The sequence below is a fragment of the Phytohabitans sp. LZ39 genome, from assembly GCF_059359075.1.
In genome coordinates this window covers 361,131-384,818 of sequence record NZ_JCADBM010000001.1, presented here as the reverse complement: position 1 = coordinate 384,818, position 23,688 = coordinate 361,131, and the positions used below count along the sequence as shown (strand labels likewise).

26 protein-coding genes are annotated in these 23,688 nt (G+C 71.2%); 17 read left to right on the top strand and 9 right to left on the bottom strand.

Annotated elements, in window-relative coordinates:
* Positions 1-49: 49 nt before the first annotated feature.
* The 4 genes from AC5L36_RS01765 to pheA all read left to right on the top strand — a co-directional run bounded on the left by AC5L36_RS01765 (position 50) and on the right by pheA (position 2,971).
* Entirely contained in the window at positions 50-799 is a 750-nt protein-coding gene (locus AC5L36_RS01765) for a hypothetical protein (RefSeq protein ID WP_441215956.1), read from the top strand.
* A 110-nt stretch (positions 800-909) separates the two neighbouring features.
* Positions 910-1,368, top strand: coding sequence for a hypothetical protein (locus AC5L36_RS01760; protein WP_441215957.1), 459 nt, complete (start codon positions 910-912; stop codon positions 1,366-1,368).
* Positions 1,369-1,486: 118 nt separating this feature from the next.
* On the top strand, positions 1,487-2,011 hold the full coding sequence (locus AC5L36_RS01755) for a hypothetical protein (protein ID WP_441215958.1): 525 nt from the start codon (positions 1,487-1,489) through the stop codon (positions 2,009-2,011).
* A gap of 9 nt (positions 2,012-2,020) precedes the next feature.
* Entirely contained in the window at positions 2,021-2,971 is a 951-nt protein-coding gene (gene pheA / locus AC5L36_RS01750) for a prephenate dehydratase (protein ID WP_441215959.1), read from the top strand.
* Between the two features lie 2 nt (positions 2,972-2,973).
* On the opposite strand, the gene AC5L36_RS01745 is transcribed toward pheA, so the two are convergent.
* From AC5L36_RS01745 to AC5L36_RS01735, 3 genes are all read right to left on the bottom strand, one after another.
* Positions 2,974-3,696, bottom strand: a complete 723-nt coding sequence (locus AC5L36_RS01745) for an AIM24 family protein (RefSeq protein ID WP_441215960.1) — start codon at positions 3,694-3,696, stop codon at positions 2,974-2,976.
* A 44-nt stretch (positions 3,697-3,740) separates the two neighbouring features.
* On the bottom strand, positions 3,741-4,103 hold the full coding sequence (locus tag AC5L36_RS01740) for a metallopeptidase family protein (protein WP_441215961.1): 363 nt from the start codon (positions 4,101-4,103) through the stop codon (positions 3,741-3,743).
* 63 nt (positions 4,104-4,166) lie between these two features.
* On the bottom strand, positions 4,167-4,595 hold the full coding sequence (locus AC5L36_RS01735; protein ID WP_441215962.1) for an OsmC family protein: 429 nt from the start codon (positions 4,593-4,595) through the stop codon (positions 4,167-4,169).
* 46 nt (positions 4,596-4,641) lie between these two features.
* Between AC5L36_RS01735 and AC5L36_RS01730 the strand changes: the two genes are divergently transcribed.
* The 6 genes from AC5L36_RS01730 to AC5L36_RS01705 all read left to right on the top strand — a co-directional run bounded on the left by AC5L36_RS01730 (position 4,642) and on the right by AC5L36_RS01705 (position 9,541).
* Positions 4,642-5,121, top strand: coding sequence for a hypothetical protein (locus tag AC5L36_RS01730; protein ID WP_441215963.1), 480 nt, complete (start codon positions 4,642-4,644; stop codon positions 5,119-5,121).
* 38 nt (positions 5,122-5,159) lie between these two features.
* Complete coding sequence (locus AC5L36_RS01725) at positions 5,160-5,681, top strand: Uma2 family endonuclease (protein ID WP_441215964.1); 522 nt, start codon at positions 5,160-5,162, stop codon at positions 5,679-5,681.
* A 2-nt stretch (positions 5,682-5,683) separates the two neighbouring features.
* The gene (locus AC5L36_RS01720; RefSeq protein ID WP_441215965.1) at positions 5,684-6,523 is read left to right on the top strand and encodes a hypothetical protein; all 840 of its coding nucleotides are present in this window, start codon (positions 5,684-5,686) and stop codon (positions 6,521-6,523) included.
* A gap of 11 nt (positions 6,524-6,534) precedes the next feature.
* Positions 6,535-7,791 carry a serine--tRNA ligase gene (gene serS / locus AC5L36_RS01715; RefSeq protein WP_441215966.1) on the top strand — a complete coding sequence of 419 codons (1,257 nt, stop codon included), beginning with the start codon at positions 6,535-6,537 and terminating at the stop codon, positions 7,789-7,791.
* A gap of 113 nt (positions 7,792-7,904) precedes the next feature.
* Entirely contained in the window at positions 7,905-8,726 is an 822-nt protein-coding gene (locus AC5L36_RS01710) for an HAD family hydrolase (RefSeq protein WP_441215967.1), read from the top strand.
* Entirely contained in the window at positions 8,726-9,541 is an 816-nt protein-coding gene (locus AC5L36_RS01705) for an HAD family hydrolase (RefSeq protein WP_441215968.1), read from the top strand. Before AC5L36_RS01710 ends, AC5L36_RS01705 begins: the two co-directional genes overlap by 1 nt.
* A 314-nt stretch (positions 9,542-9,855) precedes the next feature.
* Here AC5L36_RS01705 and AC5L36_RS01700 read toward each other — a convergent pair whose 3' ends face one another.
* Positions 9,856-10,440, bottom strand: coding sequence for a bacterial proteasome activator family protein (locus AC5L36_RS01700; protein WP_441215969.1), 585 nt, complete (start codon positions 10,438-10,440; stop codon positions 9,856-9,858).
* Between the two features lie 84 nt (positions 10,441-10,524).
* On the opposite strand from AC5L36_RS01700, the gene AC5L36_RS01695 reads away from it, so the two are divergent.
* Both AC5L36_RS01695 and AC5L36_RS01690 read left to right on the top strand, forming a co-directional pair.
* Entirely contained in the window at positions 10,525-11,298 is a 774-nt protein-coding gene (locus AC5L36_RS01695; protein ID WP_441215970.1) for an alpha/beta hydrolase family protein, read from the top strand.
* A 106-nt stretch (positions 11,299-11,404) separates the two neighbouring features.
* A complete protein-coding gene (locus tag AC5L36_RS01690) occupies positions 11,405-12,595 on the top strand; it encodes an ABC transporter substrate-binding protein (protein ID WP_441215971.1) in 1,191 nt (396 codons plus the stop codon).
* A gap of 13 nt (positions 12,596-12,608) precedes the next feature.
* Here AC5L36_RS01690 and ddaH read toward each other — a convergent pair whose 3' ends face one another.
* On the bottom strand, positions 12,609-13,457 hold the full coding sequence (gene ddaH, locus AC5L36_RS01685; protein ID WP_494907276.1) for a dimethylargininase: 849 nt from the start codon (positions 13,455-13,457) through the stop codon (positions 12,609-12,611).
* A 42-nt stretch (positions 13,458-13,499) separates the two neighbouring features.
* On the opposite strand from ddaH, the gene AC5L36_RS01680 reads away from it, so the two are divergent.
* Both AC5L36_RS01680 and AC5L36_RS01675 read left to right on the top strand, forming a co-directional pair.
* Positions 13,500-13,958: an Lrp/AsnC family transcriptional regulator gene (locus AC5L36_RS01680; protein WP_441215973.1), complete on the top strand. Its 459-nt coding sequence runs from the start codon at positions 13,500-13,502 to the stop codon at positions 13,956-13,958.
* Between the two features lie 43 nt (positions 13,959-14,001).
* Positions 14,002-15,942, top strand: a complete 1,941-nt coding sequence (locus tag AC5L36_RS01675; RefSeq protein ID WP_441215974.1) for a beta-propeller domain-containing protein — start codon at positions 14,002-14,004, stop codon at positions 15,940-15,942.
* 131 nt (positions 15,943-16,073) lie between these two features.
* On the opposite strand, the gene AC5L36_RS01670 is transcribed toward AC5L36_RS01675, so the two are convergent.
* Positions 16,074-17,150, bottom strand: coding sequence for a T3SS (YopN, CesT) and YbjN peptide-binding chaperone 1 (locus AC5L36_RS01670; protein ID WP_441215975.1), 1,077 nt, complete (start codon positions 17,148-17,150; stop codon positions 16,074-16,076).
* A 92-nt stretch (positions 17,151-17,242) separates the two neighbouring features.
* Between AC5L36_RS01670 and AC5L36_RS01665 the strand changes: the two genes are divergently transcribed.
* Both AC5L36_RS01665 and AC5L36_RS01660 read left to right on the top strand, forming a co-directional pair.
* A complete protein-coding gene (locus AC5L36_RS01665; protein ID WP_441215976.1) occupies positions 17,243-19,510 on the top strand; it encodes an FdhF/YdeP family oxidoreductase in 2,268 nt (755 codons plus the stop codon).
* Positions 19,511-19,535: 25 nt separating this feature from the next.
* Positions 19,536-20,033, top strand: coding sequence for a hypothetical protein (locus tag AC5L36_RS01660; protein ID WP_441215977.1), 498 nt, complete (start codon positions 19,536-19,538; stop codon positions 20,031-20,033).
* Positions 20,034-20,037: 4 nt separating this feature from the next.
* Here the strand turns inward: AC5L36_RS01660 and AC5L36_RS01655 are convergent, their stop codons facing one another.
* The 3 genes from AC5L36_RS01655 to AC5L36_RS01645 form a co-directional block, all read right to left on the bottom strand.
* A complete protein-coding gene (locus AC5L36_RS01655; RefSeq protein ID WP_441215978.1) occupies positions 20,038-20,271 on the bottom strand; it encodes a DUF6457 domain-containing protein in 234 nt (77 codons plus the stop codon).
* Entirely contained in the window at positions 20,268-20,864 is a 597-nt protein-coding gene (gene mobA / locus AC5L36_RS01650) for a molybdenum cofactor guanylyltransferase (protein ID WP_441215979.1), read from the bottom strand. Before mobA ends, AC5L36_RS01655 begins: the two co-directional genes overlap by 4 nt.
* Before the next feature lie 113 nt (positions 20,865-20,977).
* The gene (locus tag AC5L36_RS01645; protein ID WP_441215980.1) at positions 20,978-22,666 is read right to left on the bottom strand and encodes a DUF4394 domain-containing protein; all 1,689 of its coding nucleotides are present in this window, start codon (positions 22,664-22,666) and stop codon (positions 20,978-20,980) included.
* A gap of 129 nt (positions 22,667-22,795) precedes the next feature.
* Between AC5L36_RS01645 and fdhD the strand changes: the two genes are divergently transcribed.
* Positions 22,796-23,644: a formate dehydrogenase accessory sulfurtransferase FdhD gene (fdhD, locus tag AC5L36_RS01640; RefSeq protein WP_441215981.1), complete on the top strand. Its 849-nt coding sequence runs from the start codon at positions 22,796-22,798 to the stop codon at positions 23,642-23,644.
* The last annotated feature ends 44 nt before the right edge of the window (positions 23,645-23,688 follow it).

The following is a 23,688-nucleotide window of genomic DNA, read 5'->3' as shown; positions in this document are numbered from 1 at the left end:
GTACCGTAGTGAAACCACAACTAGAGAGACCTTTTGCCGGAGGTCCGCGATGACCGTCTTCCCTGCGCGTCGTGCTGTCCCCCCGCAGCGGGCGCTACCCCCCGCTGGCCAGTCCCCGACGGGCGACGGTCAGCCAGCGATCCTCGAAGCGGTTCGACCCACCCCACTCGAGTGGGCCCGTAGGCGGCGTGCCGAGCGCGATGCGCGGCGCGTAGAGGCCGCTGGCGCCCGCGCACTCACCCGCCTAGACCACCTCGGCCCCGCGTGGCACGTGGTCGACTGGCCGCGCACCGACGTGCCCGCCGCCCTGATCGACATCGAGGGCCGCGCGCGCGACGAGCGGGCCGGGTTCCTGGCGATCGGGCCGAGCGGCATCTTCGCCGTCACGGTCGCCGACCACGGCCGCGCTCGCGTGATGATCGCCGGCGACGTCGTGCAGATCAACGGCAAGCGCCCGGCCTACTTCGCCGAGGCGCGCCGCGACGCCAAGCGCGCCGCCAAGGCGCTCTCCGCCGCGGTCGGGCTCAACGTGCCGGTCACCCCCGTGCTGACCTTCGTCGGATCGGGCCAGATCAGCGTGTACGGGCTGCCGAAGGACTGCCTCGTGGCGACCCACCGCGAGCTCGACCGGCTGCTCGTGGCCGGTGGTCAGAAGATCACCCCCGCGACGGCGGAAAAGCTCTCCCAGGTTGCACGCCACCCGTCCACTTGGCTCAACGCTCCGTACCGGTCGGCGGCCAACTACCGGTGGTACGAGGACGGCCGAACGGCCGCTGACAAGAGGGGTGCCCGCCGGTAGCGTCCCAGCCAGCCGTACCGGACAAACCCGCCGGAAGGATCGGGGTCGGCGTTCCGCGTCGAAACCGGTTAGCGTAGCGGTTTACCGGCGGAGTGTATTGGAGGCGCGGGGTGGCGCACGTCGAACTCTCCATTTCGGAAGCGTTCGTGCCGGAAGCTCGCGCGACCTTACAGCCGGAGCGGCTCGGCAGCCTCGAGCTGTGGGAGCCCACCGTCGCCGCCGCCGGCGAGCCGTGCATGCTGATCAACTCCGAGATGGTGATCGTGGCCATCTCCGAGTCGGCGTGCCAGCTGCTGGGGCTGGGCAGCCCCGCCGACGCCACCGGCGAAAGCCTCGTCGAGGGCGTGCTGCGCCTCGTCGACTTCACGCAGGCGCGCACCGAGCTGCCCGACACCGAGATCGACAAGATCCCGCCCGTGCTCGCCATCTCGTCCGGCCGGCTGGCGCGTGGGCTCCTGCGGGTCCAGTCCGGCACCGAGGGCGGCGCGGCCACGGTCGACGCCATCGCGACGCCGCTGCACGACGACGGCGAGGTTACCGGCTCGCTCACATTCTTCTGTGAGGTGTGAGGCACTCCTCGTATCCGCCTAATATGGACCTCGGCCATGTCCGGCCGTCCAGCGACGCCCGTTGATGTTCGAGGAGCCCGTGCCTGCCCACGCCCGCGCCGCCCGTCGTGGTGCCGCCGTGACCGCCATCGCCACACGTGCCGGTGCCGCGGCGATCGCCATCGCCGCGCTGGTCACCGGCTGCGGCGTGCCGCCGGAGCTGCGCGATCCGCCGGGCAGCGTGGTCCCCTCGCCCAAGACGGCTCCGCCGACGGCCTCCCCTCCGCCGGTCGCCTCCGACCTGCCACCGACCGCCGTGCCCAGCGCTACGCCCACGTTCGGCGAGGCCACCGCTGTGCCGTGCCAGGGGCAGCCCAGTGCGGCGCAGGTGATGGCCCTGTTGCGCAGGACGTCGGGCATGTTGCCGGGCGGCGGGTCGGCCACGGTGCGCTCGGACACGCCGCTCTGCGCCGGCACCTGGCAGTACAGCGTGATCGTCGTCTCCAACCGCGACCCGCTGCTGGTGGTGACCCGCGGCGCGCCGAGCTCGCTGACGCTCGTCACCGCCGGCACCAACGTGTGCAACATCCCGGTGCGCACGAGCGCGCCGGCCGGCATCCGTGTCGTGGCCTGCGAGGGCGGTCAAGCCCCCGGCAATGTCTAGGCTGATGGCATGCCAGGCGTGCCACCCACCCATTTCATGTACCTCGGCCCCGAAGCCACCTTCGCCGAGCAGGCGCTGCTGACGCTGCCCGCGGCCGCGCGCGGCACCCGTACGCCGGCGCGCAGCGTTCCGGAGGCGCTGGACGCGATCCGGGCCGGTGAGGCGGACGCGGCGCTCGTACCGGTGGAAAACTCGATCGGCGGCGCGGTGGGCATCACGCTCGACGAGCTGATCGACGGGGCGCCGCTGGTGATCACGCGCGAGGTGGTGATCCCGGTCGAGTTCGTGTTCGGCGCGCGCCAGCCGGTGGCGTTCGAGCGGATCCGCACGGTCGCGGCGCACCCGCAGGCCTCCGCGCAGTGCCGGGGCTGGCTGCGCACCCACCTGCCCGAGGCCACGGTCGTCGACGTGCTCTCCAACGCGGCCGCCGCGATCGCCGCCGCCGCGGGCGAGTACGACGCCGCGATCTGCGCGCCGATCGGCGCCGACCGGTACCGGCTGGCCCTGCTCGCGGAGAAGATCTCCGATCACCCGGACGCGGTGACCCGCTTCGTGCTGGTGTCCCGGCCGTCAGCGCCGCCGGAGCCGACCGGCGACGACGTCACCTCGCTGGCCGTCTTCATCTCGCACGACCGGGTGGGCGCGCTGCTGGGCGTACTCATGGAGCTCGCGGTGCGCGGTATCAACCTCACCCGCATCGAGTCGCGGCCGACGGGCGAGCGGCTCGGGCGGTACGCGTTCTTCCTCGACTGCACCGGGCACGTCTCCGACGACCGCCTCGGCGAGGCCCTCCAGGGGCTGCGCCGGGTGTGCGCCGACGTCCGCTTCCTCGGGTCGTACCCGCGGCAGCGCGCGGTCGGTGACGACCGGCCGGTCCCCGCGCCGGCCGGACTCTCCGATGTGGACTATGCCGACGCGGCCGCGTGGCTGGCACGCATCCGCGCGGGCGACGTGAGCTAGCCCTAGTTGCCGAGCAGGCCGCCTAGACCGCCACTGCTCTGCTGCTGGCCGCTGCCCTGCACCGGCGGCTCCTCGGACGGCTGCACCACGACGAAGCCCTGCCCGGCGAAGCTCATCGTGAAGGCCTCACCCGTGCGCCGCCCCAGCAGCGTGCCAAGGCCCAGCTGCTCGGCCCGGTGGTAGCCGGTCTGAAGGCTGGCCGACCAGCACACCGCCGCCTGCGGGTCGACGAACGTGGGCTGGTCGACGTTGAGCACCACGGGGGTGCCCTTGGTGGTCACCGCGATCCGCCCGTGCCCGGTGAACACGCAGTTGAACAGGCCGGCCGAGGAGAGCATGCCCATGCCCTGCACCATCTTGATGTCGTACTGGAGCGTCGAGTCGAAGGCCAGCACGCTGGAACCGTTGATCGACAGGGCGTCGCCGGGCTCCAGGTCGATGAGGTGCACGTCCGACGCGAGGTCGGCGAGGAAGACGTCACCGTGACCGCTCATCTTCATCAGCGGGACACCCTCACCGGTCAGCTTCTGCTTCAGAAACTTGCCGATCCCGCCGGAGCCGAGCGCCTGGAACTGGACCTGGCCCTGGTAGGCGACCATGGCGCCGGTGCGGGCCATGCACTCGCCATTGAGCTCTATTTTCAACATCTTGGAGTTTTGCAGCCGCATGCCGGGCTGCGCCGACTCCTTCTCGAGGTTCTCCGCCGAGAACAACGCGCTACGCATGCCTCGGAGAGTAGGCCGCGGTGGCAATAGTCGACCTGGGCCGTTCAGCCCCAACCGAGCTCGTGCAGGCGCTCGTCGTCGATGCCGAAATGGTGCGCTATCTCATGGACAACCGTGACAGCGACCTCTTCGACCACGTCGTCCTCGTTGTCGCAGATGCGCAGTGTCGGGTTGCGGTAGATGGTGATCCGGTCGGGCAGCACACCGCCGTAATCCCAGCCCCGGCGGGTGAGCGCATACCCCTCGTACACACCGAGCAGCTCCGGCTCGCCCGGCGGTGAGTCGTCTTCGACAAGGATCACCACATTGCTCATCAGGCCGAGCAACTCTTCCGGCACCTCGTCGAGGGCCTCGCTGACCAGCTCCTCGAACCGCTCGCGGCTCATCTCGACGGGCACACGACTCATTCTGCCCGACGGCAGGGATGACCGACGGCGCCGGAGAGCCGGCGCCGCCGGGAAGACGGAGGGTCAGGCCAGCTGGGCGTTGAGTGTGATCTCGGCGCCGGGCGAGAGCAGCCGGGAGATGGGGCAGTTTGCCTTGGCGCCTTCGGCGATCTTCAGGAACTCGGCCTCGTCGATGCCCGGCACCTGGCCGACCGTCTCCAGGTCGATGCGCGTGACGGTCATGCCGGCGTCGGTCTTGTCCAGGTGCACCTTCGCGGTCGTCTCGACCGAGTCCGGCGTGAAACCGGCGTCGGCGAGGCCCTTCGAGAAGGCCATCGAGAAACAGCCGGCGTGGGCGGCGCCGATCAACTCCTCGGGGTTGGTCCCCTCACCCTCCTCGAAGCGGGACTTGAACGAATAGTTCCCCTCGTATCCGCCCTTACCAGTGCGGATGGTGCCGGAACCCTCGGTGAGATTGCCCTGCCAGCGGGCAGATGCGGTGCGGATAGGCATGAGCCCGACGCTAGCCCAATCGGCACTCCGATGCGACGATCCCGCTATGACCCGGAAGGTGGCGCTGGTGGGCGGCGGCGGCGCGCTGGTGGTGGCCGGATTCGTGCTCGCGCTTCTGGCGCTCGCGGTGCCCTGGGCCCACTACCGGCTCGCGGTCGACGTTCCGGTGGAGGGCGCGGACCTGGACCACTCCGGTGGCATCGCGGTGTTCCAGCTCGACCTCGGCTGGTGGTACGTGATCGCCCTCTTCGTGGTGCTCGGCCTTGTCGCGGGCGCGGCGGCGGCCACCGGCGGCGCGGCCCGGGGCGCTGGGGTAGCCGCGCTCGCGATGGGCGTGCTCGGCATGCTCCTCGCCAGCCTGGTCGGCGCGCGGGCCGCCGGCGCCTCGATGGACACGCTCGTGAGCGGGCTCGCGATGGTCGACGTCCGGGCGACCCGTGGCCCCGGCGTCGGCTACGGGGTGGCCGCACCCCTGGTGTTGGCGCTCGGTGGCGCTCTGTTGTCAGTCCGCACCCAGCAAAACTGATGCCTATCCTGGTCGGGGAGGCAGGGGCGGAGGATGGCATGGCGACGATCAAGCTGCCGGTAGGCATCGACTGGACACCGGAGATCCTTCAGGACCTCCCGCCCGACTACCGCTATGAGCTGTGGGAAGGGAACCTGGTTGTGGCAGCCGCAGCGATGCGTCCGCGGCACGCGGACGGCGTGGGGCGCACTTACCGCCTCCTCATCCACGCCGGCAGGCTGGCATACCTGGAGCAAGGTGTAGTTCTAGGCCCACGCGAACTTGTCACGCCCGACGTCGCAGTCTTCCGAGACTTACCGGCGAAGGAAGTGGCCTATCACCCGGCACGTGAGTTCGAGCTGGTAGTCGAGGTCGTGTCGCCGGACTCGCGCACCGCGGATCGCATCGTCAAGCCGGCCAAGTACGCCGCCTGCGGCATACCGGAGTACTGGCGAGTGGAGGAAACGGACGACGGCGACACGGTCGTTCACCAGCACAAGCTCGTTCGTGAGGCGGGAGCTGAGCGCTACGTCGAGACGCGGGTGGTCATGCTGAGCACGCTGGAAAAAGAGAGTCTCTAGCCATGTCGCAGGAGCCACAGGAGCCACAGGCGGACATCGGCGCGCGGCTGGACGAGCCGGCGGTCGTGGAGTTCGGCGCCGACGCGCCGGTCCGGCAGCGCCCACGCGCGTCGCAGATCCTCACCGCCGTGCGCAAAGACTGGCGGCTCGTGCCGATCGTCGCCGGCCTGAGTGCGGTCGCCATCTTCGCCTCGCTGGTCGGAGAGTGGCAGACCACCACCTTCACGCCGCAGTCCATCGTGCTTCCGCCGGAGCAGGTGCCCCCGCCCGGCACCGCCGGCGTCGCCGACCTGGGCGGCTACGCCACCGGATACCTCATCGGGATCTTCGTGCTCGTGGGCTGCATGAGCCTGCTCCTCTTCGGCCGCCCCGCGATGCGCGCCCAGCTGCGGGTCCTCGGGCTGACAGCGGCCGGCTTGTCCGCCGCGATCCTGGCCGGCGCCACGGTGTGGCTCGACGACCACAGCGCGTCGTACCAGCTGTCCCGCCTCTTCTTCGGTCCGCAGGGTCCGACCTACGAGCTGGCGTACGGGCGCGGCCTGCCCATGGCATTCCTCGGCATCGCCGGCTTCGCGATCGCCTTCTACCTGGCCGGTCGGCTCATGCCGGCGCCAGCCGTGGAGCCGGCCGCGGCCGGGGCGGGCGCCGACGCCGAGCCGCGGGACGCGGCCACGCAGGTCGACTGGCCATGGCGGCGGCCGCGGGCGGCGCAGGAGCCGGACGACCTCGACAGTGACCTTCCGCCGCCGGCCGATCTCACGGTCGGGCCAACGGCGCCGTTCGTTCCCATGCACGATGGCAAGCCGCCGGCCGACGGCAGAAACGACTTGCCGACCCCGTAGGCTGGTATGTCGTGATTGACCTCCGCCTGCTTCGCGACGACCCCGACGCCATCCGTGCCAGCCAGCGCACCCGTGGCGAGTCCGAGTCCGCCGTCGACGAGCTGCTGCGCGCCGACGAGGGGCGCCGTGCGGCGGTGCAGGCCTTCGAGGCACTGCGCGCCGAGCAAAAGTCGCTGGGCAAGCAGGTCTCCCAGGCCAAGGGCGACGAAAAGACCGCACTCCTGGCCCGTACCAAGGAGTTGTCGGCTGACGTGAAGGCGGCCGAGACCGCCGCCACCCAGGCTGAGCAGGCGCTGCGCCAGGCTCAGTTGGCCGTGCCCAACGTCGTGGAAGAGGGCGCACCGGCCGGCGGTGAGGACGACTTCGTGGTGTTGCGCGAGGTTGGTCACAAGCCCGACCTCGACAGCCCGCGCGACCACCTGGAGCTGGGCGAGGCCCTGCGCGCGATCGACATGGAACGCGGCGCGAAGGTCTCCGGCAGCCGCTTCTACTTCCTCACCGGCGTCGGCGCGCTGCTGGAGCTCGGCCTGCTCCAGATGGCCATCGCCCAGGCCGTGGAGTACGGCCTCACGACGGTCATCCCGCCCGTGCTGCTCAAGCCGGAGTCGATGGAGGGCACCGGCTTCCTCGGTTCGCACGCGAGCGAGGTCTACCGGTTGGAGGCCGACGACCTCTTCCTGGTCGGCACGAGCGAGGCACCGCTGGCCGCGTACCACTCGGGCGAGATCCTCGACCTGGAGCGCCCCATCCGATACGCGGGCTGGTCGACGTGCTTCCGCCGCGAGGCCGGCTCGCACGGCAAAGACGTGCGCGGGATCCTGCGGGTGCACCAGTTCGACAAGGTGGAGATGTTCACCTTCTGCCGCCCGGAGGAGGCACGCGACGAGCACCTGCGGCTGCTGGCCTGGCAGGAGGAGATGCTCGCCAAGGTCGAGGTGCCCTACCGCGTGATCGACGTGGCGGCCGGCGACCTGGGATCGAGCGCGGCCCGCAAGTACGACTGCGAGGCGTGGGTGCCGTCGCAGAGCCGCTACCGCGAGGTGACCTCCACGTCCAACTGCACGACGTTCCAGGCCCGCCGCCTCGGCATCCGCTACCGCGACGCGGACGGCAAGACGCAGACCGCGGCGACGCTCAACGGCACGCTCGCCACCACCCGTTGGCTGATCCCGATCCTGGAAAACCACCAGCAGCCGGACGGGTCGGTGCGGGTGCCCAAGGCACTCCAGCCCTATCTGGGTGGCCGCGACGTGTTAGAGCCCGCGTGACCTTGGCGTCGCACGAAAGTCATGGATGAGTAGCGTTCGGTGAGGTACGGTTGCTCCCCCGCCGGTGCCGGAGCGGAGTCGCCGCGCCGGTCTCGGCCGGGTGAGGAGGGACCATGCCCCGCCCGGGACTGCCAAAGCTCATCGCCACTGACCTCGACGGCACGCTGGTGCGCAGCGATGACACCGTGTCGGAGTTCACCCATCAGGTGCTCGACCGGGTCCGGGCGGCCGGCATCCCGATCGTGGGTGCCACGGGGCGTGGGCCGCGGCTGGCGGAGCTCACCCGCAACGACATCCGGGCGGCCGACTACCTGGTGATGGCCGGCGGTGGGCGGGTAATCGACCAGACCGACCCGGCCGGCCCGGTGGTCCTGCGCGACGAGCGGCTCTCCGGCGTGACGCTGGCCAAGCTGCTCACCGATCTCGAGGCGAAGGTCGGGCCGCTGATCGTCATGGTCGAGGCGCAGGATGGCCCGGGTGCGCCGCTCTGGGGCGACTTCGACGCGGCGTGGCCATACCCCGAGGGTTTCGAGGAGCGGGCCCGGGCCGAGTGCCTTGACGGTGACGTGATCAAGGCGTTCGCGCGTACCGCCGACCACGACGTCGACACGCTGCTCGCCACGGCACGCGAGATCGTGCCGCCGGAGCTGGCCTCGGTGACCCAGGCCGGGCTCGGGTTCGTGGAGATCTGCCCGCCGGGCGTCGACAAGGCCACCGGCCTCGCGGTCGTGGCCGACGTGCTCGGCGTCGACCCGGCCGAGGTCCTGGTCTTCGGTGACATGCCCAACGACATCCCGATGTTCGAGTGGGCCGGCTGGGGCCGGGTCGCGGTCTCCAACGCCCACCCGACCGTGCGGCTGCTGGCCGACGAGGTGACCTTGCGCAACGACGACGACGGCGTAGCGGTCTACCTCGATCGACTACTGTCGCGTTGATGGGAGACGCGCCGCGCCTTGTCGCCACCGATCTCGACGGGACGCTGGTGCGGCAGGACCGCTCGCTCAGCCCACGCACGGTTGACGTGCTGGCCCGGATCGCCGCACGGGGCACCGTGGTCGTGCTGGTCACCGGCCGTCCGGTGCGGTGGCTCAGCCAGGTGTACGACCAGCTGCACGAGCCGCTTCCGGCCGTCTGTGCCAACGGTGCCGTGGTGTACGACCCGGACGGCGACCGCATCGTCCGCGCCAATCCGCTCGCACCTGACCTGCTCGCCGACGTGACCCAGCGGCTGCGGGCGGAGGTGCCGGGCGCGACCTTCGCGGTCGAGGTGGCCGACGGGCGCGAGTTTCGGCACGACGCGGAGTGGCCGGTCTTCTGGGACGCCGAAGACCCTACGATCCGGGTGCTCGCCACGCCCGACGAGGTGGCCTCGGTGCCGGCGGTGAAGCTGCTGGTGCGGGCCGGTAAGCGCGACCCGGACGCGTTCGTGCGGATCGTCGCCGCGGCGCTCGGCGGGCTGGCCGAGGCGACCCACTCGTCGTACTCCGGGCTGGTCGAGATCTCCGCGGCGGGCGTCACCAAGGCGGCCGGGCTGGCCTGGTTTTGCGAGCAGCGCGGCATCGAGGCGGCCGAGGTCGTGGCGTTCGGCGACATGCCCAACGACGTGCCGATGCTGACCTGGGCCGGCCGCGCGGTCGCCGTCGCCAACGCCCACCCGGCCGTCCGCGAGATCGCCGACGACGTGACCCTCTCGAACGACGAAGACGGCGTAGCCGTGTACCTGGAAAAGCTCTTCGAGATCGAAAACTGATCTACCCGGGTCCGCGTCAGCTGCGGACCGTTGCTCCCGCCGGAGACCGCGGAGGCCGGCGGCTCGCTGGAGCGAGCCGAATTCCCCGACCTCCGCTGCCGGGTCCGCGGGTCAAGCCCACCTCCGCGCGCCCCAAGAGGGCAGCCCTGTCACCGTCCAGACGGGTATACGGGAGCCCTCTTCACAGTTCATCCCCAAGAGGGCTGCCCTCTTGGGGGCAGGGGCAGGCCGGGACCAACAGCGGAGGGTGAGGCCGCGGGAGCAACGGTCTGGACCACGGCGGACGTCGCGGTAGCTCACATCTCGAAAGGTCTCTAGAGGTATTGGCCGGTGCGGCCGCCGCCCTCGCCTTGCTGGGGCTGCTGGGTGCCGGGCATGCCGGGCATGAGCCCGCCGGGCACTGCCGGCAGCGCGGGACGACCGCCGCCGCGCATCTGCTCCAGCTGGAGGCGGGCGGCCATCTGCTGGGCCACCAGCGCGGCCTGGATGCCGTGGAAGAGGCCCTCCAGCCAGCCGACCAGCTGGGCCTGGGCGACCCGCAGCTCGCCCTCGCTGGGCGTCGCGCCCTCTTCGAAGGGCAGCGACAGCCGCTCCAGCTCCTCGCGCAGCTCGGGAGCGAGGCCGTCTTCGAGCTCGGTGATGGAGCGCCTGTGAATCTCGCGAAGCCGGCTCCGGCTGGCCTCGTCGAGCGGCGCCGACCTCACCTCTTCGAGGAGCTGCTTGATCATGCTGCCGATGCGCATGACCTTGGCGGGCTGCTCGATCAGGCGCGACGGATCCTCACCGTCGGCTTGCGCGTCGGTATCGACGGTGCCGACCGGACGTCCGTCCGGACCGACCACCACGACGGTGCCCGGCCCGGGGCCAGGCTCTTCCGGGGTACGGGGTGCTTCGGGCATGCCGTCCATCTTCGCGCAGAGGCGGGTGCGGGTGGGCACCGGTGGGGGCAACTGAGCAATACCGCGTCGGGATAGCGTCTGCCCATGTCCAGCGACCCCCGTGGCGTTCTCCACCGCCCGACCCCGCCGCCGGACGCCACCGTGCGGTACGGCGACCACCCCGACCAGATCGCCGATGTGCGGCTGCCGCCGGCCGGCTCTCCGACGCGGCCCCTGGTGATCGTGGTGCACGGTGGCTTCTGGCGGGCGGAGTGGGATCGATCACACACCGCGCCGCTCGCCGCCGACCTGGCCGCCTCCGGCTACCCCGTGGCACAGCTCGAGTACCGCCGGACCGGGCAGCCGGGTGGCGGCTGGCCCGGCACGTTCGCCGATGTTGTGGCCGGAGTCACGGCGATCCCGCAGCTGATGGGCCTGGGTTGGGCGCCCCCGCTGCTGCTCGGCCACTCGGCTGGCGGCCACCTCGCGATCTGGTACGCGCTGGCCGGTCCCGCGCCCGTGCTCGGGATCGTGGCCCTCGCACCGGTCGCCGACCTCGCCGAGGCGCACCGGCTCGACCTCGACCGCGGGGCGGTGGCCGCGCTCCTCGGCGGTGGGCCGGGCGACGTCCCGGACCGGTACGCGGAGGCCGACCCCTCCGCTCGCACACCTCCGGCTGTACGGAGTGTGATCGTTCACGGCGCCCGGGACCGGCACGTCCCGGTGGAAATCAGCCGCAAGTACACGGCGACCGCACGCGCCGAAGGTGGCGAAGTCACGCTCATCGAGCTACCCGAAGCGGAGCATTTCGCCCTTATCGACCCGCATTCCACCGCCTGGCCTGTGGTGAAGAACGCGCTGATGTCCCTGCACCCATAAGGCGGCAGCGGGCCAAGTTAATAAAGCTTCATTGACGCAGCGTCGCGAACCAGGTAGACAGCCGGGTGGGCCGCGATCCGGCCCCCGACCATGGGAAAGGCTGACCGTGCCCCAGATAGACCGCCGGCAGGCGCTGAAACTCTTCGCGGCCCTCGGCGCCGCCGGAGTCGCCGCCGCGTGCGCCTCGGACGACGCTGCCGACAACGAGCCGCAGCTCAGCGACGACCCGGTCCGGATCGGACTCGTGGCGCCGCAGACCGGCCCGCTGAAGGTGGTCGGCGACGACCTCGTCAACGGCTTCCAGCTGTACCTCCAGCTCAACCAGAACCGACTCGGTGGACATCCCGTGCAGCTGGTGACGGCCGACGAGGGCGCTGACGCCAAGTCCGCGAAGGGCGCCGTCGAGTCCCTCCTCGGGCAGGGCGTGCTCGCGCTCACCGGCGTGGCCAACTCGGCCTCGCTCTCCGGCCTGCGCGACACGATCGAAAACGCCAAGGTGCCCCTCATCGCCACCAACGGCGTGCCCGGGAGCCTGGAGGGCGTGCTCTACATCTGGTCCGCCTCGTTCGTCGACAACGAGCCCAGCCTGGCACTCGGCAGCTACCTGACCGGCGTCGTGTCGAGCAGCCAGAAGGTCGCCGTCGTCGCGCCCACCGACGACACCGGCCGCGACGCGGTCGACAAGTTCCGCCAGGCCTTCGGGGCCGACAAGCAGCCGATCGAGACGTTCTGGACAGCGCCCACGATCGCGCCCAACAAAGACTTCTTCCGTCCCACGCTGGGGCAGTTGAAGTCGAGCGGCGCCGACGTCCTGTACGCCTTCTACTCCGGTCCGGCCGCGGTCGAGTTCGTGAAGCAGTACCACTCCGAAGGTCTCAAGGCGACGATCTACGCGCCCGGCGGCTTCACCGAGGGCAGCGCGCTCGAAGACATGGGTGACGAGGCCAAGGGCATCTTCACCGCCATGAACTACTCGGCCGACCTCAACAACGAGGCCAACCGCCTCTTCGCCACCGCGTACCAGCGCGAGCACGACCTGCTGCCCTCGGCGTCGGCGATGGCGTCCTACGACGCGGCACAGGTGCTCGACCGGGCCATCCGCTTGTGTGGCGGGCGCCCGACCGCGCAGCAGGTCAACCTGATGCTCGGCCGGGTGGGCCAGATCGACAGCCCGCGCGGCACCTGGCAGTTCAACCAGCCGCGCAGGCCGCAGCAGAGGTGGTATCTGCGCGAGGTGCGCCCGGACGGCCAGGTGCTGTCCAATGTGCTGCTGAGCGAGCTCGCGACCCTGGGCTGATCCGTCTCTTTCGTCAGGGGCGTAGCTCGGCGACGCAGCACTTGACGCTGCCGCCGCCCTTCTTCAGCTCGGAGAGCTCGACGAGCACCGGCGTGTAACCGGCCGCCTCGACCTTGCGGGCCATCCCGGTGGCCTCGCTGTTGAGCACGACGTTGCGGCCGTCGCTGACCAGGTTGAGCCCGAACGCGTACGCGTCCGCCTCGTCGGCCAGCAGGGCGTCCGGGAAGAGCTGGCGCAGCACGCGCTGGGAGGCCGTCGAGAACGCGCCCGGGTAGTACGTGACCCGGCGGTCGTCGAGCGCCGCGAGCGCGGTGTCGAGGTGGTAGAAACGCGGGTCGACGAGCCGCAGCGAGACCACCGGCCGGCCGAGGACGTCCTGCGCCTCGGCATGCGCGTCCGGCTCGGTGCGGAAGCCGTACCCGGCCAGGATCAGGCCGCCGTACGCCGCCGGCAGATACGCGAAGTCGCCCTCGCCCTCGTTGGTCCGCGTGGGCGCACGGAACTCCCAGCCGCCAGCCTCGTAGAACGCCCGGTGCGCGGACGCCTCGGCGGTGCGCTGGGCGTACTTGAAGCGGGCCCCGTAGGCGACACCGTCGACGGTGAACGCACCGTTGGCCGCGTACACCATGTCGGGCAGGTATGGCTCGGGCGCGAGCACGTGCACCGCGTGCCCGAGGCCGGTCAGGGTCTCCCGGAGCCGCTCCCACTGCTTGAGCGCGAGCTCGGTGTCGACGGGCGTGGTGGTGTCCATCCACGGGTTGATCGCGTACGCCACCTCGTAGTGCTCTGGCGGGCACATGAGATATGTCCGGTTTCGCGGCATGCGCTGCTGGCTCACGCACAAAGAGTAGGTACGCTGCATGTGCGAAGACAGCCGGAAATCTTGCGTCGGAGAGGCGAAGCATTGCAGATCGACGACGTAGACCAGCGAATCATTGCGTCCCTGGTCGCCGACGCACGCGCTTCGTATGCGGACATCGGCGCCCGCGTTTCCCTCTCCGCCCCAGCCGTGAAGCGACGGGTCGACCGGCTGCGCGCAGCCGGGGTGATCCGGGGATTCACGGCCGTCATCGACCCGGCCGCGGTCGGCTGGACCACCGAGGCGTTCGTCGAGCTCTTCTGCGCGGGGCGCACCACGCCGGCGCAGATCGCGGTCGCCGTGCGGCGCCTGCCCGAGGTCATCGGCGCGTACACCGTCTCCGGCGAGGCGGACGCCCTCGTGCACCTGCGGGCGGCGGACATCGCGCACCTCGAAAACGCCCTGGAACGGCTGCGCGCGCAGACGTTCGTCACCTCGACGCGCAGCACGATCGTGCTTTCCCGGCTCGTCGACTCCCCGACGGTGGTGGCGGCACCGACCTGATCCCACCGGGAACGACTGCCGCCTACGCGGCGTCCAAGCCCGCATGACACCGAGACTCGCGGTCGCCGCGGGCGCGCCGCTCGCCCTGCTGGTCGCCCTCGCCGGGTGTACGTCTTCGCCGGAGCCGCCCAGCCCGCCGGCACGGCACGATCCCGCCGTGCCCGCCGGGCAGTTCAAACTCGTCGCGTTCGACTCCTGCGCCGAAGGGCTCGCCTTGATGAAGAAGGCGGCCAAGGAGTACGTCGGGCCGTGGGGCCTCGGCGGCGGGATGCCGTTCGCGGAGGGGGGCGCGCGTTCGGCGGCCGGTGCCGCGGAGGACTCCGCCGCCGGCTCCAGCGCGAAGCAGGCGCCGAGCTACTCGGGCACCAACACGCACGAGGCCGGCGTCGACGAGCCCGACCTGGTCAAGACCGACGGCCGGCGGATCCTGACGATCCAGCAGGGCGTGGTGCGGGTCGTCGACGCGGGCTCGCACAAGCTCACCGGCAAGCTCGACCTCGCCACCGGCGACGACGACCCGGTCCGCTGGGGCGAGGGCTCACTGCTGCTGCACGGCGACCGCGCGCTGGTGCTGATCCGCGGCGGCTGGTACACCGCCGCCGAAGACTCCGCCCGGCCGGCCGGTATCGCCAGCACGCGGGTCATCCTCCTCGACATCTCCGGCGCGCCGAAGAAGATCAGCGAGTACGAAGTGGCCGGCAGCCTCGTGGACGCGCGCCAGGTCGGCGCGACCGCCCGCGTCGTGGTGCGCTCCTCGCCCCGCCTGGACTTCCCGTACCGGGAGGGCCTCTCGGAAAAGCAGCAGGTGGCCGCCAACAAGCGGATCATCGACAAGGCCACCGCCGACGACTGGTTCCCCCGATACACCGTCAAGACCGGCGGCACCACCGACAAGGGCGTGCTGGGCTGCGACCGCTACTCCCGCCCGGCCACGTACTCGGGCACCTCGCTGGTCACTCTGCTCAGCTTCGAGCTCGGCGCGAGCGGCCTCGGCGACGGTGACCCGGTCGGCGTGGTGGCCGACGGCGACACCGTCTACAGCAACGGCGTCAACCTCTACGTCGCCAACGACCAGCGGTGGCGGGTGATGGGCTGGCTCCAGCGCAGCAACGGCGAGCCCAAGCCGGAAGACGAGATCACCGAGATCTACCGCTTCGACATCTCCAAGTCCGGCCGGCCGGCGTACGTCGGCTCCGGCTCGGTGCGCGGCTGGCTGATCAACCAGTACGCGATGTCCGAATGGGACGGTCACCTGCGCGTGGCCACCACCAGCGGTCGCACGTGGGGCGACGCGCCAAGGTCCAGCTCGACCGTGTACGTGCTGCGCCTGGCCGGCGGTGCGATGCCGGAAGCCGGCAAGATTACCGGGCTGGGCAAGGGCGAGCGCATCTACGCCGTACGCTTCGCCGGCACGACCGGGTACGTCGTGACGTTCCGCCAGACCGATCCGCTGTACACAGTGGATCTCACTGACCCGGCCAAGCCGCGGGTCGCGGGCGAGCTGAAGATCACGGGCTACTCCGCGTACCTGCACCCGGCCGAGCCGGGCCGCGTCATCGGCGTCGGGCAGGAGGCCTCCGAGCAGGGGCAGGCACAGGGCACGCAGGTGTCGCTCTTCGACGTGTCCAACCTGGACAGTCCCTCGCGGCTGGCGCAGCACCACGTGAAGTCGGCGCACTCCGAGGCCGAGTACGACCCGCACGCGTTCCTCTACTGGCCCGAGGACAAGCTGCTGGTGATGCCGCTGTCGGTGTGGGAGCGAGACCGCGGGAGCAACGGCGCGCTGGTGCTTCGTGTCGGCGACACCGCGATCACCGAGGTGGGCACCGTCTCGCACGAGACCAAGACCGACCAGCCCGGCATCGGCATGATCCGCCGCTCCCTGGTGATCGGCGACGACCTCTGGACGGTGTCGGACAGCGGTCTGAAGGCCACCAACTTGTCCACGTTGGACACCCGAGCCTGGCTCAGCTGGAGCGACTGATGGCGGCACCACTGGGGAGCGACCCCGCCAACCAGCGCCTTGGATGGGCGATCGCGCACCTCCCGGCAAGGGAGGCGCGCGATCGTGCGCCCGACCCCGAAGACGAGGAACGCGACCGCCGGAAGAAGTAGCTACAAGTACATGCCGGTGCGGTGGTCGTCCGCGTCGCGGTGGGCGGGTTTGTCGCCCTCGCCGAAGAAGCGCTTGCCGCCGAACTCGCCGTGCAGCCGATCGTCGAGCTCGTCGGCCAGGCCCGTCATCACCTGGACGGCGAGCATCAGGTGGGTGGGCTGGAAGTTGCGGCCAAACACCGGGATGGACGCCCACACCGTGTCGTTGGTGCAGTAGAGCCGGCCGATCGGCATGCGGTTGGTCAGCTCGGAGAGCTTGACGTAGAGCTGCTCGGTCGGCTCCACCTCGGTGAGCACGGGCGAGAAGACGTCGACGAGCGGCGGGTTGTCGCGGACCCGCACGAACACCATCGCCGAGCCGGCGCGGATGCCGATGTCGCCGTCGGAGTCGACCTGGAGCTGGTCGGGCGCGCTCTTCATCATCGCGGCGACGACCATGCGCACCTGCTCGTCCAGCTCGAGCACGTCGTCGGACTCGCCGCCGCGCACGACGCGCTCGGCCAGCTCGACCTCGTCGTCGTCGAGGAGCATCTCGGGACGGGCGGTGCCGAGCGGGTCGACCGGCAGCGGCTCGTCTTCGGCGTCGTGCACGACATAGACCAGGAACGCGGGGTGCGGCGCGCCGTACACGTCGCGGAGCGTCCGGGAGATCGTGGCGGCCAGCCGCACGGCCTCGGCGGTGGTCGAGCGGAGCCCGAACTGATCGCCCGAGCCCTCGACCACCCCGGGCGGCGACCAGCCGAGCGCCACGAGGTCGGCGACCGCCGCGCGGTCCATCCGGAACCCGGGCGGGAGGCTCGCGTTGCCCACAGCCAGCGCGTTGATCCGGCCGTCGTCCTCCACGGTGAGGCTCACCGAGTACACGGCGTCGCCGGTGCCGGACGCGGTCGGGTCGAGGGTCAGCTCCACGTGTGCACCGATAGGCAGCTTCGCGAGTGTGGCCGCCAGCGCTGTGGCGAACTCCCGCCATGCCTCGGTCACCTTGGAGCGCAGGTCGGCCGTCGTCGGCTCGTCGAGCAGGATGGTTTCCGGGGCCTGCCCGCCAGCTACGTCGGCTTTGCCCTGGTCCTCGGTCATGATCGCCTCCGTCCGTCAGCCACACCCTACCGAGCGGTTGGGGCGCGAACTGACCACCGGTCATTCAAGGGCTACGGGGCTATTGTGCAGCTATGGCGAAAGGGGCGCCGCGCGACGATCCAGGCGACCGTGACCTGCGGATCGAGACACCGAAGCGCACAGCGGCCGGGTTGCCGGGCGTCACACACGCGCTGAGCGCGGGGTTGGCCCAGATGGGGGTCCGCCGCACCGCGCTCACGCTGCTGCGCATCAACCAGCCGAGCGGCTTCGACTGCCCTGGCTGCGCCTGGCCGGAGCCGGCGCCGGGTGCGCGTTCTCACACCGAGTTCTGTGAAAACGGCGCCAAGGCGGTGGCCGAAGAGGCCACGCTGCGGCGGATCACACCCGAGTTCTTCGCCGCCCACCCGATCTCCGAGCTGGCCGAGCGTTCCGACCACTGGTTGGGACAGCAGGGGCGGCTCACCACGCCGGTGGTGCGCCGCCCAGGGTCCGACCACTACGTGCCAATTTCGTGGGACGAGGCGTTCGCGTTGACCGCCGGGCACCTGCGCGCGGTCGAGCCGGACGAGGCGGTCTTCTACACCTCCGGGCGCACCTCCAACGAGGCGGCGTTCCTCTACCAACTGCTCGCCCGGTCGTACGGCACGAACAACATGCCCGACTGCTCCAACATGTGCCACGAGTCGTCCGGCGTCGCGCTCACCGGCACGATCGGTATCGGCAAGGGCTCGGTGACGCTCGACGACATCCACCGCGCCGAGCTGATCGTGGTCGTGGGCCAAAACCCGGGCACCAACCACCCGCGCATGCTCTCCGCGCTCGAAGAGGCCAAGCGCCGCGGCGCGAAGATCCTGGCCGTCAACCCGATGCCCGAGGCGGGGCTGATCCACTTCCGCAACCCGCAAAAGGTTCGTGGCCTGGTGGGCAAGGGCACCCCGCTGGCCGACCGCTTCCTCCAGATCAAGGTGGGCGGCGACCAGGCGCTCTTCCGCGCGATCGCCGCGCTGCTTGTCGAGTGGGGTGCGGTCGACCAGTCCTTTGTAGACCGCTACACGAGCGGGTTCGAGGCGTACACCTCCGTCCTTCGCACGCTCGACTGGGCTGACGTGGCCGCGGCGACCGGCCTCGCACGGAAGGAGATCGAGGCCGCGGCCCGCATGTTCGCGTCGTCGGGCGCCACGATCGTGTGCTGGGCGATGGGCTTGACCCAGCAGCGCGAGGCGGTGGCGACCATCCGCGAGATCGTCGACGTGCAGCTGCTGCGTGGCATGCTCGGCAAGCCGGGCGCCGGCCTGTGCCCGGTGCGCGGCCACTCCAACGTGCAGGGCGACCGCACCATGGGCATCTGGCACGAGCCGCCGTCGTGGTCGGCCGCCGCCGGCGACCTGCTCGGCGTCTCCATGCCGACCCGCCGCGGGTACGACACGGTCGATGCTCTCCGCGCCATGCGCGACGGTCGGGTGCGGGTCTTCATGGCCCTGGGCGGCAACTTCGCGTCCGCCACGCCCGACACGGCCGTGACCGAGGCGGCGCTCCGCTCGTGCGCGCTGACCGTGCACGTGTCGACCAAGCTCAACCGCTCGCACGTCGTGCCCGGCGCGACGAGCCTCATCCTGCCCTGCCTCGGCCGCACCGAGCGCGACCGGCAGGAGTCGGGCGAGCAGTTCGTCACCGTCGAAGACTCCATGTCGTCGGTGCACGCCTCCCGCGGCCGCCTCGCCCCGGCCTCGCCCGACCTGCTCTCCGAGGTCGCGATCGTCACCCGCTTGGCCCGCGCGCTGATGCCCGAGTCACCGGTGCCGTGGGCCGAGTACGAGGCCGACTACCGCACCATCCGCTCGGTGATCGCGGCGGTGGTGCCGGGCTTCGCTGACTTCGAGGCGAAGGTCGCCGACCGGGCCGGCTTCACACTGCCGCATCCGCCCCGCGATCGCCTGGAGTTTCCGACACCCAGCGGGAAGGCGATCTTCACCGCCGGGCCGCTGTCGGTGATCCGGGTGCCCGAGGGCCGGCTGCTGCTCCAGACGGTGCGCAGCCATGACCAGTACAACACCACGATCTACGGGCTGGACGACCGCTATCGCGGCGTGCACGCCGGGCGGCGCGTGGTCTTCGTCAACCCGGAAGACCTGGCGGCGCTGGGCGTTGCCGACGGCGACATGGTCGACATGGTTTCCGAGTGGACAGACGGCGTGGAGCGGCGGGCGAAGGGCTTCCGCGCGGTCGCGTACCCGTCGGCCCGCGGCTGCGCCGCCGCGTACTTCCCTGAGGCAAACGTGCTGGTCCCGCTCGACTCGACGGCGGAAGGCTCAAACACCCCCACGTCGAAGCAGATCATCATCCGTCTCGAACCGGTGTAGCGGCGCATCACTAGCATTGGCCGCGATGAGAGCCGCGCTGGTTCGTACGACCGCGGTCCTGATGGCGATCGGGATCGCGGCCGCCGCCTGCGGTGACGACCCGGCCGACCCGGCACCCACCTCGCCGCCCCCGGCGTCCGCGACAGGTTCGCCACCGGCGCCCTCTCCGTCGGCGAGTGACGCCGAGGCACAGGTCGAGTTCTGCGCAGACCTCAACGGCTTCGCCACGGCCGCTGGGCCCGCGTTCGACCTGGGCATCCTCGCGCTGATCGACGGAGAGTCGGCCAACGAGCGAAAGGATCTGAGCGGCCTCGTCGACTCGATGGTGCTGCACGGCACGCTCCTCCAGGCGCGGATGCCGGCCGAGCTGGCCGACGACCTGCGGACGGTCGTCGCCGCGGCGGGTGAGGCCAAGGCAAAGCTCGCGGCGAAGGTTTCCGCCGGCGAAGCTGTCGAGCCGTTGCAGACCGAGAAGGTGAAGGCCGCGCGCGAGGCGGTGGTGGCCTACCGGGGGTCGTGCTGAGGCGCTACGCCTCGGCGCCCGCGCGCTCGGCCAGCGCGGTCAGGCGAGCGGCGGCGTCCGCCGGATCGGCGCCGCGCCCCACGGCCAGACCCAGCAGGTAGGCGGAGACCGGCGCGCCCGGACGCACCACGTTGTGCGCGACGTCGCGGGCCAAATCGAGCACAAGCTTGACGTTGGCGTCAGCCACTTCCAGGCCGAGCTCGGCGCAGGCCGCCTCGGTCCACTCGTTCAGGTTCATCGGGCCCATTCCTCCGCTTGACGCAGGTCTTCGTCGGTGTCGCAGTCGAACCACGGTGGCGGGCCGGGCTCGGTCCAGGCGACCTCAGCCACATCCAGCCCGGCGAAGAGGGCCCGCATCGAGGCGCCGGCCAGCCCGCGCCCGGCGGCCAGGCGATCGATCGGCGCAAGCAGGGAAGGCGCGCGCCAGACACCGCACAGCAGCTGGCGGCGGCCATCACCGTCCACGTAGAGCGCACCATCCACTGTGGACGCCGCGAGCCGCTGCCGGAGGCGGGTGACCGCGGCTCGGGTCAGGAAGGGGAGGTCGGCGGCGAGGAGGGCCACGTCGCCGGCGTCGCGGGGGAGGAGTGCGATCCCGGCGGCCGTCGCGGCGACCGGCCCCGAGCCGGGCGGGTCTTCGACCGTGGTGATGACTCCCGTGGGCGGCTCCGCCGGCGTCGCGCCGACCACGACCACCGGCGCGGCGTCGGGGACGGCACGCAGCACACGGTCGAGCATGCTGCGGCCGGCGACCGTCAGCGTGGGCTTGGCGGCCCCGCCCAGGCGCCGCCCAGCGCCCCCGGCCAACACGATCGCCGCGAAACCCCGCACACCCAGACCGTAGCCGCCCCGCGACCGCCACGCCGAGATTCGGCATGCCGCGGGGCGCGCACCCGCCCCGGCCCTCCCACGAATAGGACCGGGGCGGTCTGTGCGAGTAGTGCCTAGACGCCGCGCGGGGCGACCGCGAGGGTGGTGAGCGTGCTGCCGCGGCCGAGCTTGCCGATCAGGCGGGCCTTGCCGGACCCCAGGTCGATCGCGTAGATGCGGCTGCCGCCGGAGCGGGACAGGGCCGCGATGGCCTCACCGTCGGCGGCGATGTCGAAGCCGCCGGCCGAGTCGACGTTGAGCGTGAGCTTGCCGGTCGTACGCAGCACGCCGTCATTTGGCGGGGCCTGCACGGTCAGCACGTCGATGCCCGTGTCGATGTCGTACAGCGTCGTGGCGGTGGTGCCCACGAAGCCATTGGTGTACGCGGCGTGCGCCACCTTGGGCTTGGCCTTGGCGTTGCGGTCGTCGGCGGCGTAGACGAGCGGTTTGTCGACGCCCGCCACCGCGCCCGTGTCGGGGACGAGGCGCAGGTTTTGCCCGGACGAGGTGACCACGCGCAGCCGGTCGACGACCGGGTTGACGTCGAAGCCGACCGCGTTGCCGAACACGGCGGGGCTGAACGGCGTGCCCACCGCGGTAGCGGCGGCCGTGCGCGGGTTGACCGTGTAGATCTGGTTGGTGCTGCCGAGCGCGTAGAGCTGGCCGTTGGCCGGGCGCACGTCGATGCCGAGCACCTTCTCGCCGGCGGCGAGCCCGGTGATCGGCTGCTGCGAGCGGATCTTCAGCGAGTCGCGGTCGAAGCGGACCAGGTCGTTGCGGGCCGTCGTGGCGTACACGGTGGTGGGCCCACCCGCCGAGGCGGTGATGCCGACGACGCCCTTCGGCAGCTTGCCGCGCGGGCTCGCCTTGCCGGTGCGCAGGTCGACGCGGACCAGGCGGGTGGTGTCGCCGTCGCCCTTGACCCGCACGGCGGCGATCGCGGTGTAGTCGGCCTCGTCGAACGTGTCACCCTTGGCCGCGCCCACGATGTCGAACCCGTCGAGCCCGAGCACGTCGACGCCGAGGCGGCCGACCGGGAAGAGCTGGCCGGTGTTGGGTGAGACGGGCGGCATCACGCCCGGCTTGGTGCCCTGGAGCACCAGGATGTCCTTGCTGCTGTCGATGTCGTAAAGCGCGGTCGACGTCGCGCCCGCCACGCTGTTGGTGTATCCAGCAGCGGTCACGCCCTTGCTGGCCAGCGCCGTGTCGACGCCCGCGACCGCGCCCGTGGTGGGGTCGATCCGCAGGTTTTGCCCGGTGTCGCTGATGATGCGCAGCCGGTCGACGGTCGGGTTGAAGTCGACGCCGAACCGCTTGCCGGAGAGCGCGGTGGTGAACGGGGTGCCGACCGGCGCCGCGGCGCCGGTGGCCGGGTCGATCACGTACAGCCGGCTGGTGCTGCCCACGGCGTAGAGCTGGCCATTGGCTGGCCGGGTGTCGATACCCACGAGCTTTTCCCCTTCTGCCAGGCCGGTGATGGCCAGGCTCAGCTCCTGCCGGCCGGTGCCGAGCTTGTCGAACCGGTGGAGCCGGCCCTCCTGGGTGACGACGAAGAGGTCACCCCGATCGCCGTATCCGTCGCCCGCCCGGCTCCGCGAACCGGCCAGCTCGGCCGGGGCGTCGTCGCCACCACCGCCCGGCATCCACGTGCCGATCGAGACCATGCCGGTGGCGACCGCGGCCAGCGCCGCACCTGCGAGGCCAGCGGTCAGCGCGGTCGCGGTGACCGAGACCCGCCGCACCGTTCCTTTCCTCGAACCCATCGGGTTTCCTCCCTCATGAACCCCCGGCTTTCGGCCGGCTTCTGTCAGGGCTTCGGAGGGGGCACCCGCCGCTGATGGGTCGCTCGCGAACGGGTGGCACGAATTGGGGAGTCAGGGGAGATTGGGGAGATGGGCAGGGCAACGGACCGGCGCACGGTCCTTACGATCGACACGAGCGGGCGGGGCACCGTGGAGCGGCGGGACACCCTCGCCGCCGAAGAGCCACTGGAGATCCGGGTCGGACCGGCCGGGCCGGCGCCGCGGCGCCCGCTGGCGGTGACCATGCGCACGCCGGGCGACGACCTTGACCTGGCCATCGGGTTTCTGCTCACCGAGGGTGTGATCCGCCAGGCAGACGACGTGGTGACCGCGCAGCTCTGCGCGGGCACCGACACGCCGAACACGTACAACGTCGTGGACGTGGTGCTCGCCGGCCATGTGCCGCCGCCGGAGACCGACCCGGCCCGCAACTTCTACACCACCAGCTCCTGCGGTGTGTGCGGCAAGGCCAGCATCGACGCCATCCGCACCCGGTCGCAATTTGACGTGGCCGGCGACCCGGTCGGTGTGGACGCGCAGGTGCTGGCCGCCCTGCCGGGCCGGCTGCGTGCGGCCCAGCGGGTCTTCGAACGAACCGGCGGGCTGCACGCGGCGGGCCTCTTCACCCCGTCGGGAGAGCTCGTGGTGCTGCGCGAAGACGTGGGCCGGCACAACGCGGTCGACAAGGTCGTCGGCTGGGCGGTGCGCGAGCAGCGACTGCCACTGCGCGGCCACGTGCTGCTGGTCTCCGGCCGGGCCAGCTTTGAGCTGACCCAGAAGGCGTGGATGGCCGGCCTGCCGGTGCTCGCCGCCGTGTCGGCGCCCAGCACGCTCGCCGGTGACCTGGCCGCGGAGGCCGGCATGACGCTCGTCGGCTTTCTCCGCGGCGAGACGATGAACGTCTACACGGGTCACCACCGGGTCAGACCTGGGGCCTGATCCGAAAGGGTTGTCGGGGCGGGCCGGAGCCCGGACCCAGCCCA

Bases quoted from the DNA above. Each gene is read 5' to 3' on its own strand.
- AC5L36_RS01725 (WP_441215964.1), top strand. From the start codon at position 5,160: ATGGCGACGATCAAGCTGCCGGTAGGCATCGACTGGACACCGGAGATC.
- AC5L36_RS01720 (WP_441215965.1), top strand. From the start codon at position 5,684: ATGTCGCAGGAGCCACAGGAGCCACAGGCGGACATCGGCGCGCGGCTG.
- fdhD (WP_441215981.1), top strand. From the start codon at position 22,796: ATGGGCAGGGCAACGGACCGGCGCACGGTCCTTACGATCGACACGAGC.
- AC5L36_RS01705 (WP_441215968.1), top strand. From the start codon at position 8,726: ATGGGAGACGCGCCGCGCCTTGTCGCCACCGATCTCGACGGGACGCTG.
- AC5L36_RS01700 (WP_441215969.1), bottom strand. From the start codon at position 10,440: ATGCCCGAAGCACCCCGTACCCCGGAAGAGCCTGGCCCCGGGCCGGGC.
- AC5L36_RS01710 (WP_441215967.1), top strand. From the start codon at position 7,905: ATGCCCCGCCCGGGACTGCCAAAGCTCATCGCCACTGACCTCGACGGC.
- AC5L36_RS01645 (WP_441215980.1), bottom strand. From the start codon at position 22,666: ATGGGTTCGAGGAAAGGAACGGTGCGGCGGGTCTCGGTCACCGCGACC.
- AC5L36_RS01655 (WP_441215978.1), bottom strand. From the start codon at position 20,271: ATGAACCTGAACGAGTGGACCGAGGCGGCCTGCGCCGAGCTCGGCCTG.
- AC5L36_RS01675 (WP_441215974.1), top strand. From the start codon at position 14,002: ATGACACCGAGACTCGCGGTCGCCGCGGGCGCGCCGCTCGCCCTGCTG.
- AC5L36_RS01665 (WP_441215976.1), top strand. From the start codon at position 17,243: ATGGCGAAAGGGGCGCCGCGCGACGATCCAGGCGACCGTGACCTGCGG.
- AC5L36_RS01660 (WP_441215977.1), top strand. From the start codon at position 19,536: ATGAGAGCCGCGCTGGTTCGTACGACCGCGGTCCTGATGGCGATCGGG.
- AC5L36_RS01735 (WP_441215962.1), bottom strand. From the start codon at position 4,595: ATGCCTATCCGCACCGCATCTGCCCGCTGGCAGGGCAATCTCACCGAG.
- ddaH (WP_494907276.1), bottom strand. From the start codon at position 13,457: ATGCAGCGTACCTACTCTTTGTGCGTGAGCCAGCAGCGCATGCCGCGA.
- AC5L36_RS01695 (WP_441215970.1), top strand. From the start codon at position 10,525: ATGTCCAGCGACCCCCGTGGCGTTCTCCACCGCCCGACCCCGCCGCCG.
- pheA (WP_441215959.1), top strand. From the start codon at position 2,021: ATGCCAGGCGTGCCACCCACCCATTTCATGTACCTCGGCCCCGAAGCC.
- AC5L36_RS01765 (WP_441215956.1), top strand. From the start codon at position 50: ATGACCGTCTTCCCTGCGCGTCGTGCTGTCCCCCCGCAGCGGGCGCTA.
- AC5L36_RS01730 (WP_441215963.1), top strand. From the start codon at position 4,642: ATGACCCGGAAGGTGGCGCTGGTGGGCGGCGGCGGCGCGCTGGTGGTG.
- AC5L36_RS01745 (WP_441215960.1), bottom strand. From the start codon at position 3,696: ATGCGTAGCGCGTTGTTCTCGGCGGAGAACCTCGAGAAGGAGTCGGCG.
- AC5L36_RS01740 (WP_441215961.1), bottom strand. From the start codon at position 4,103: ATGAGTCGTGTGCCCGTCGAGATGAGCCGCGAGCGGTTCGAGGAGCTG.
- AC5L36_RS01670 (WP_441215975.1), bottom strand. From the start codon at position 17,150: ATGACCGAGGACCAGGGCAAAGCCGACGTAGCTGGCGGGCAGGCCCCG.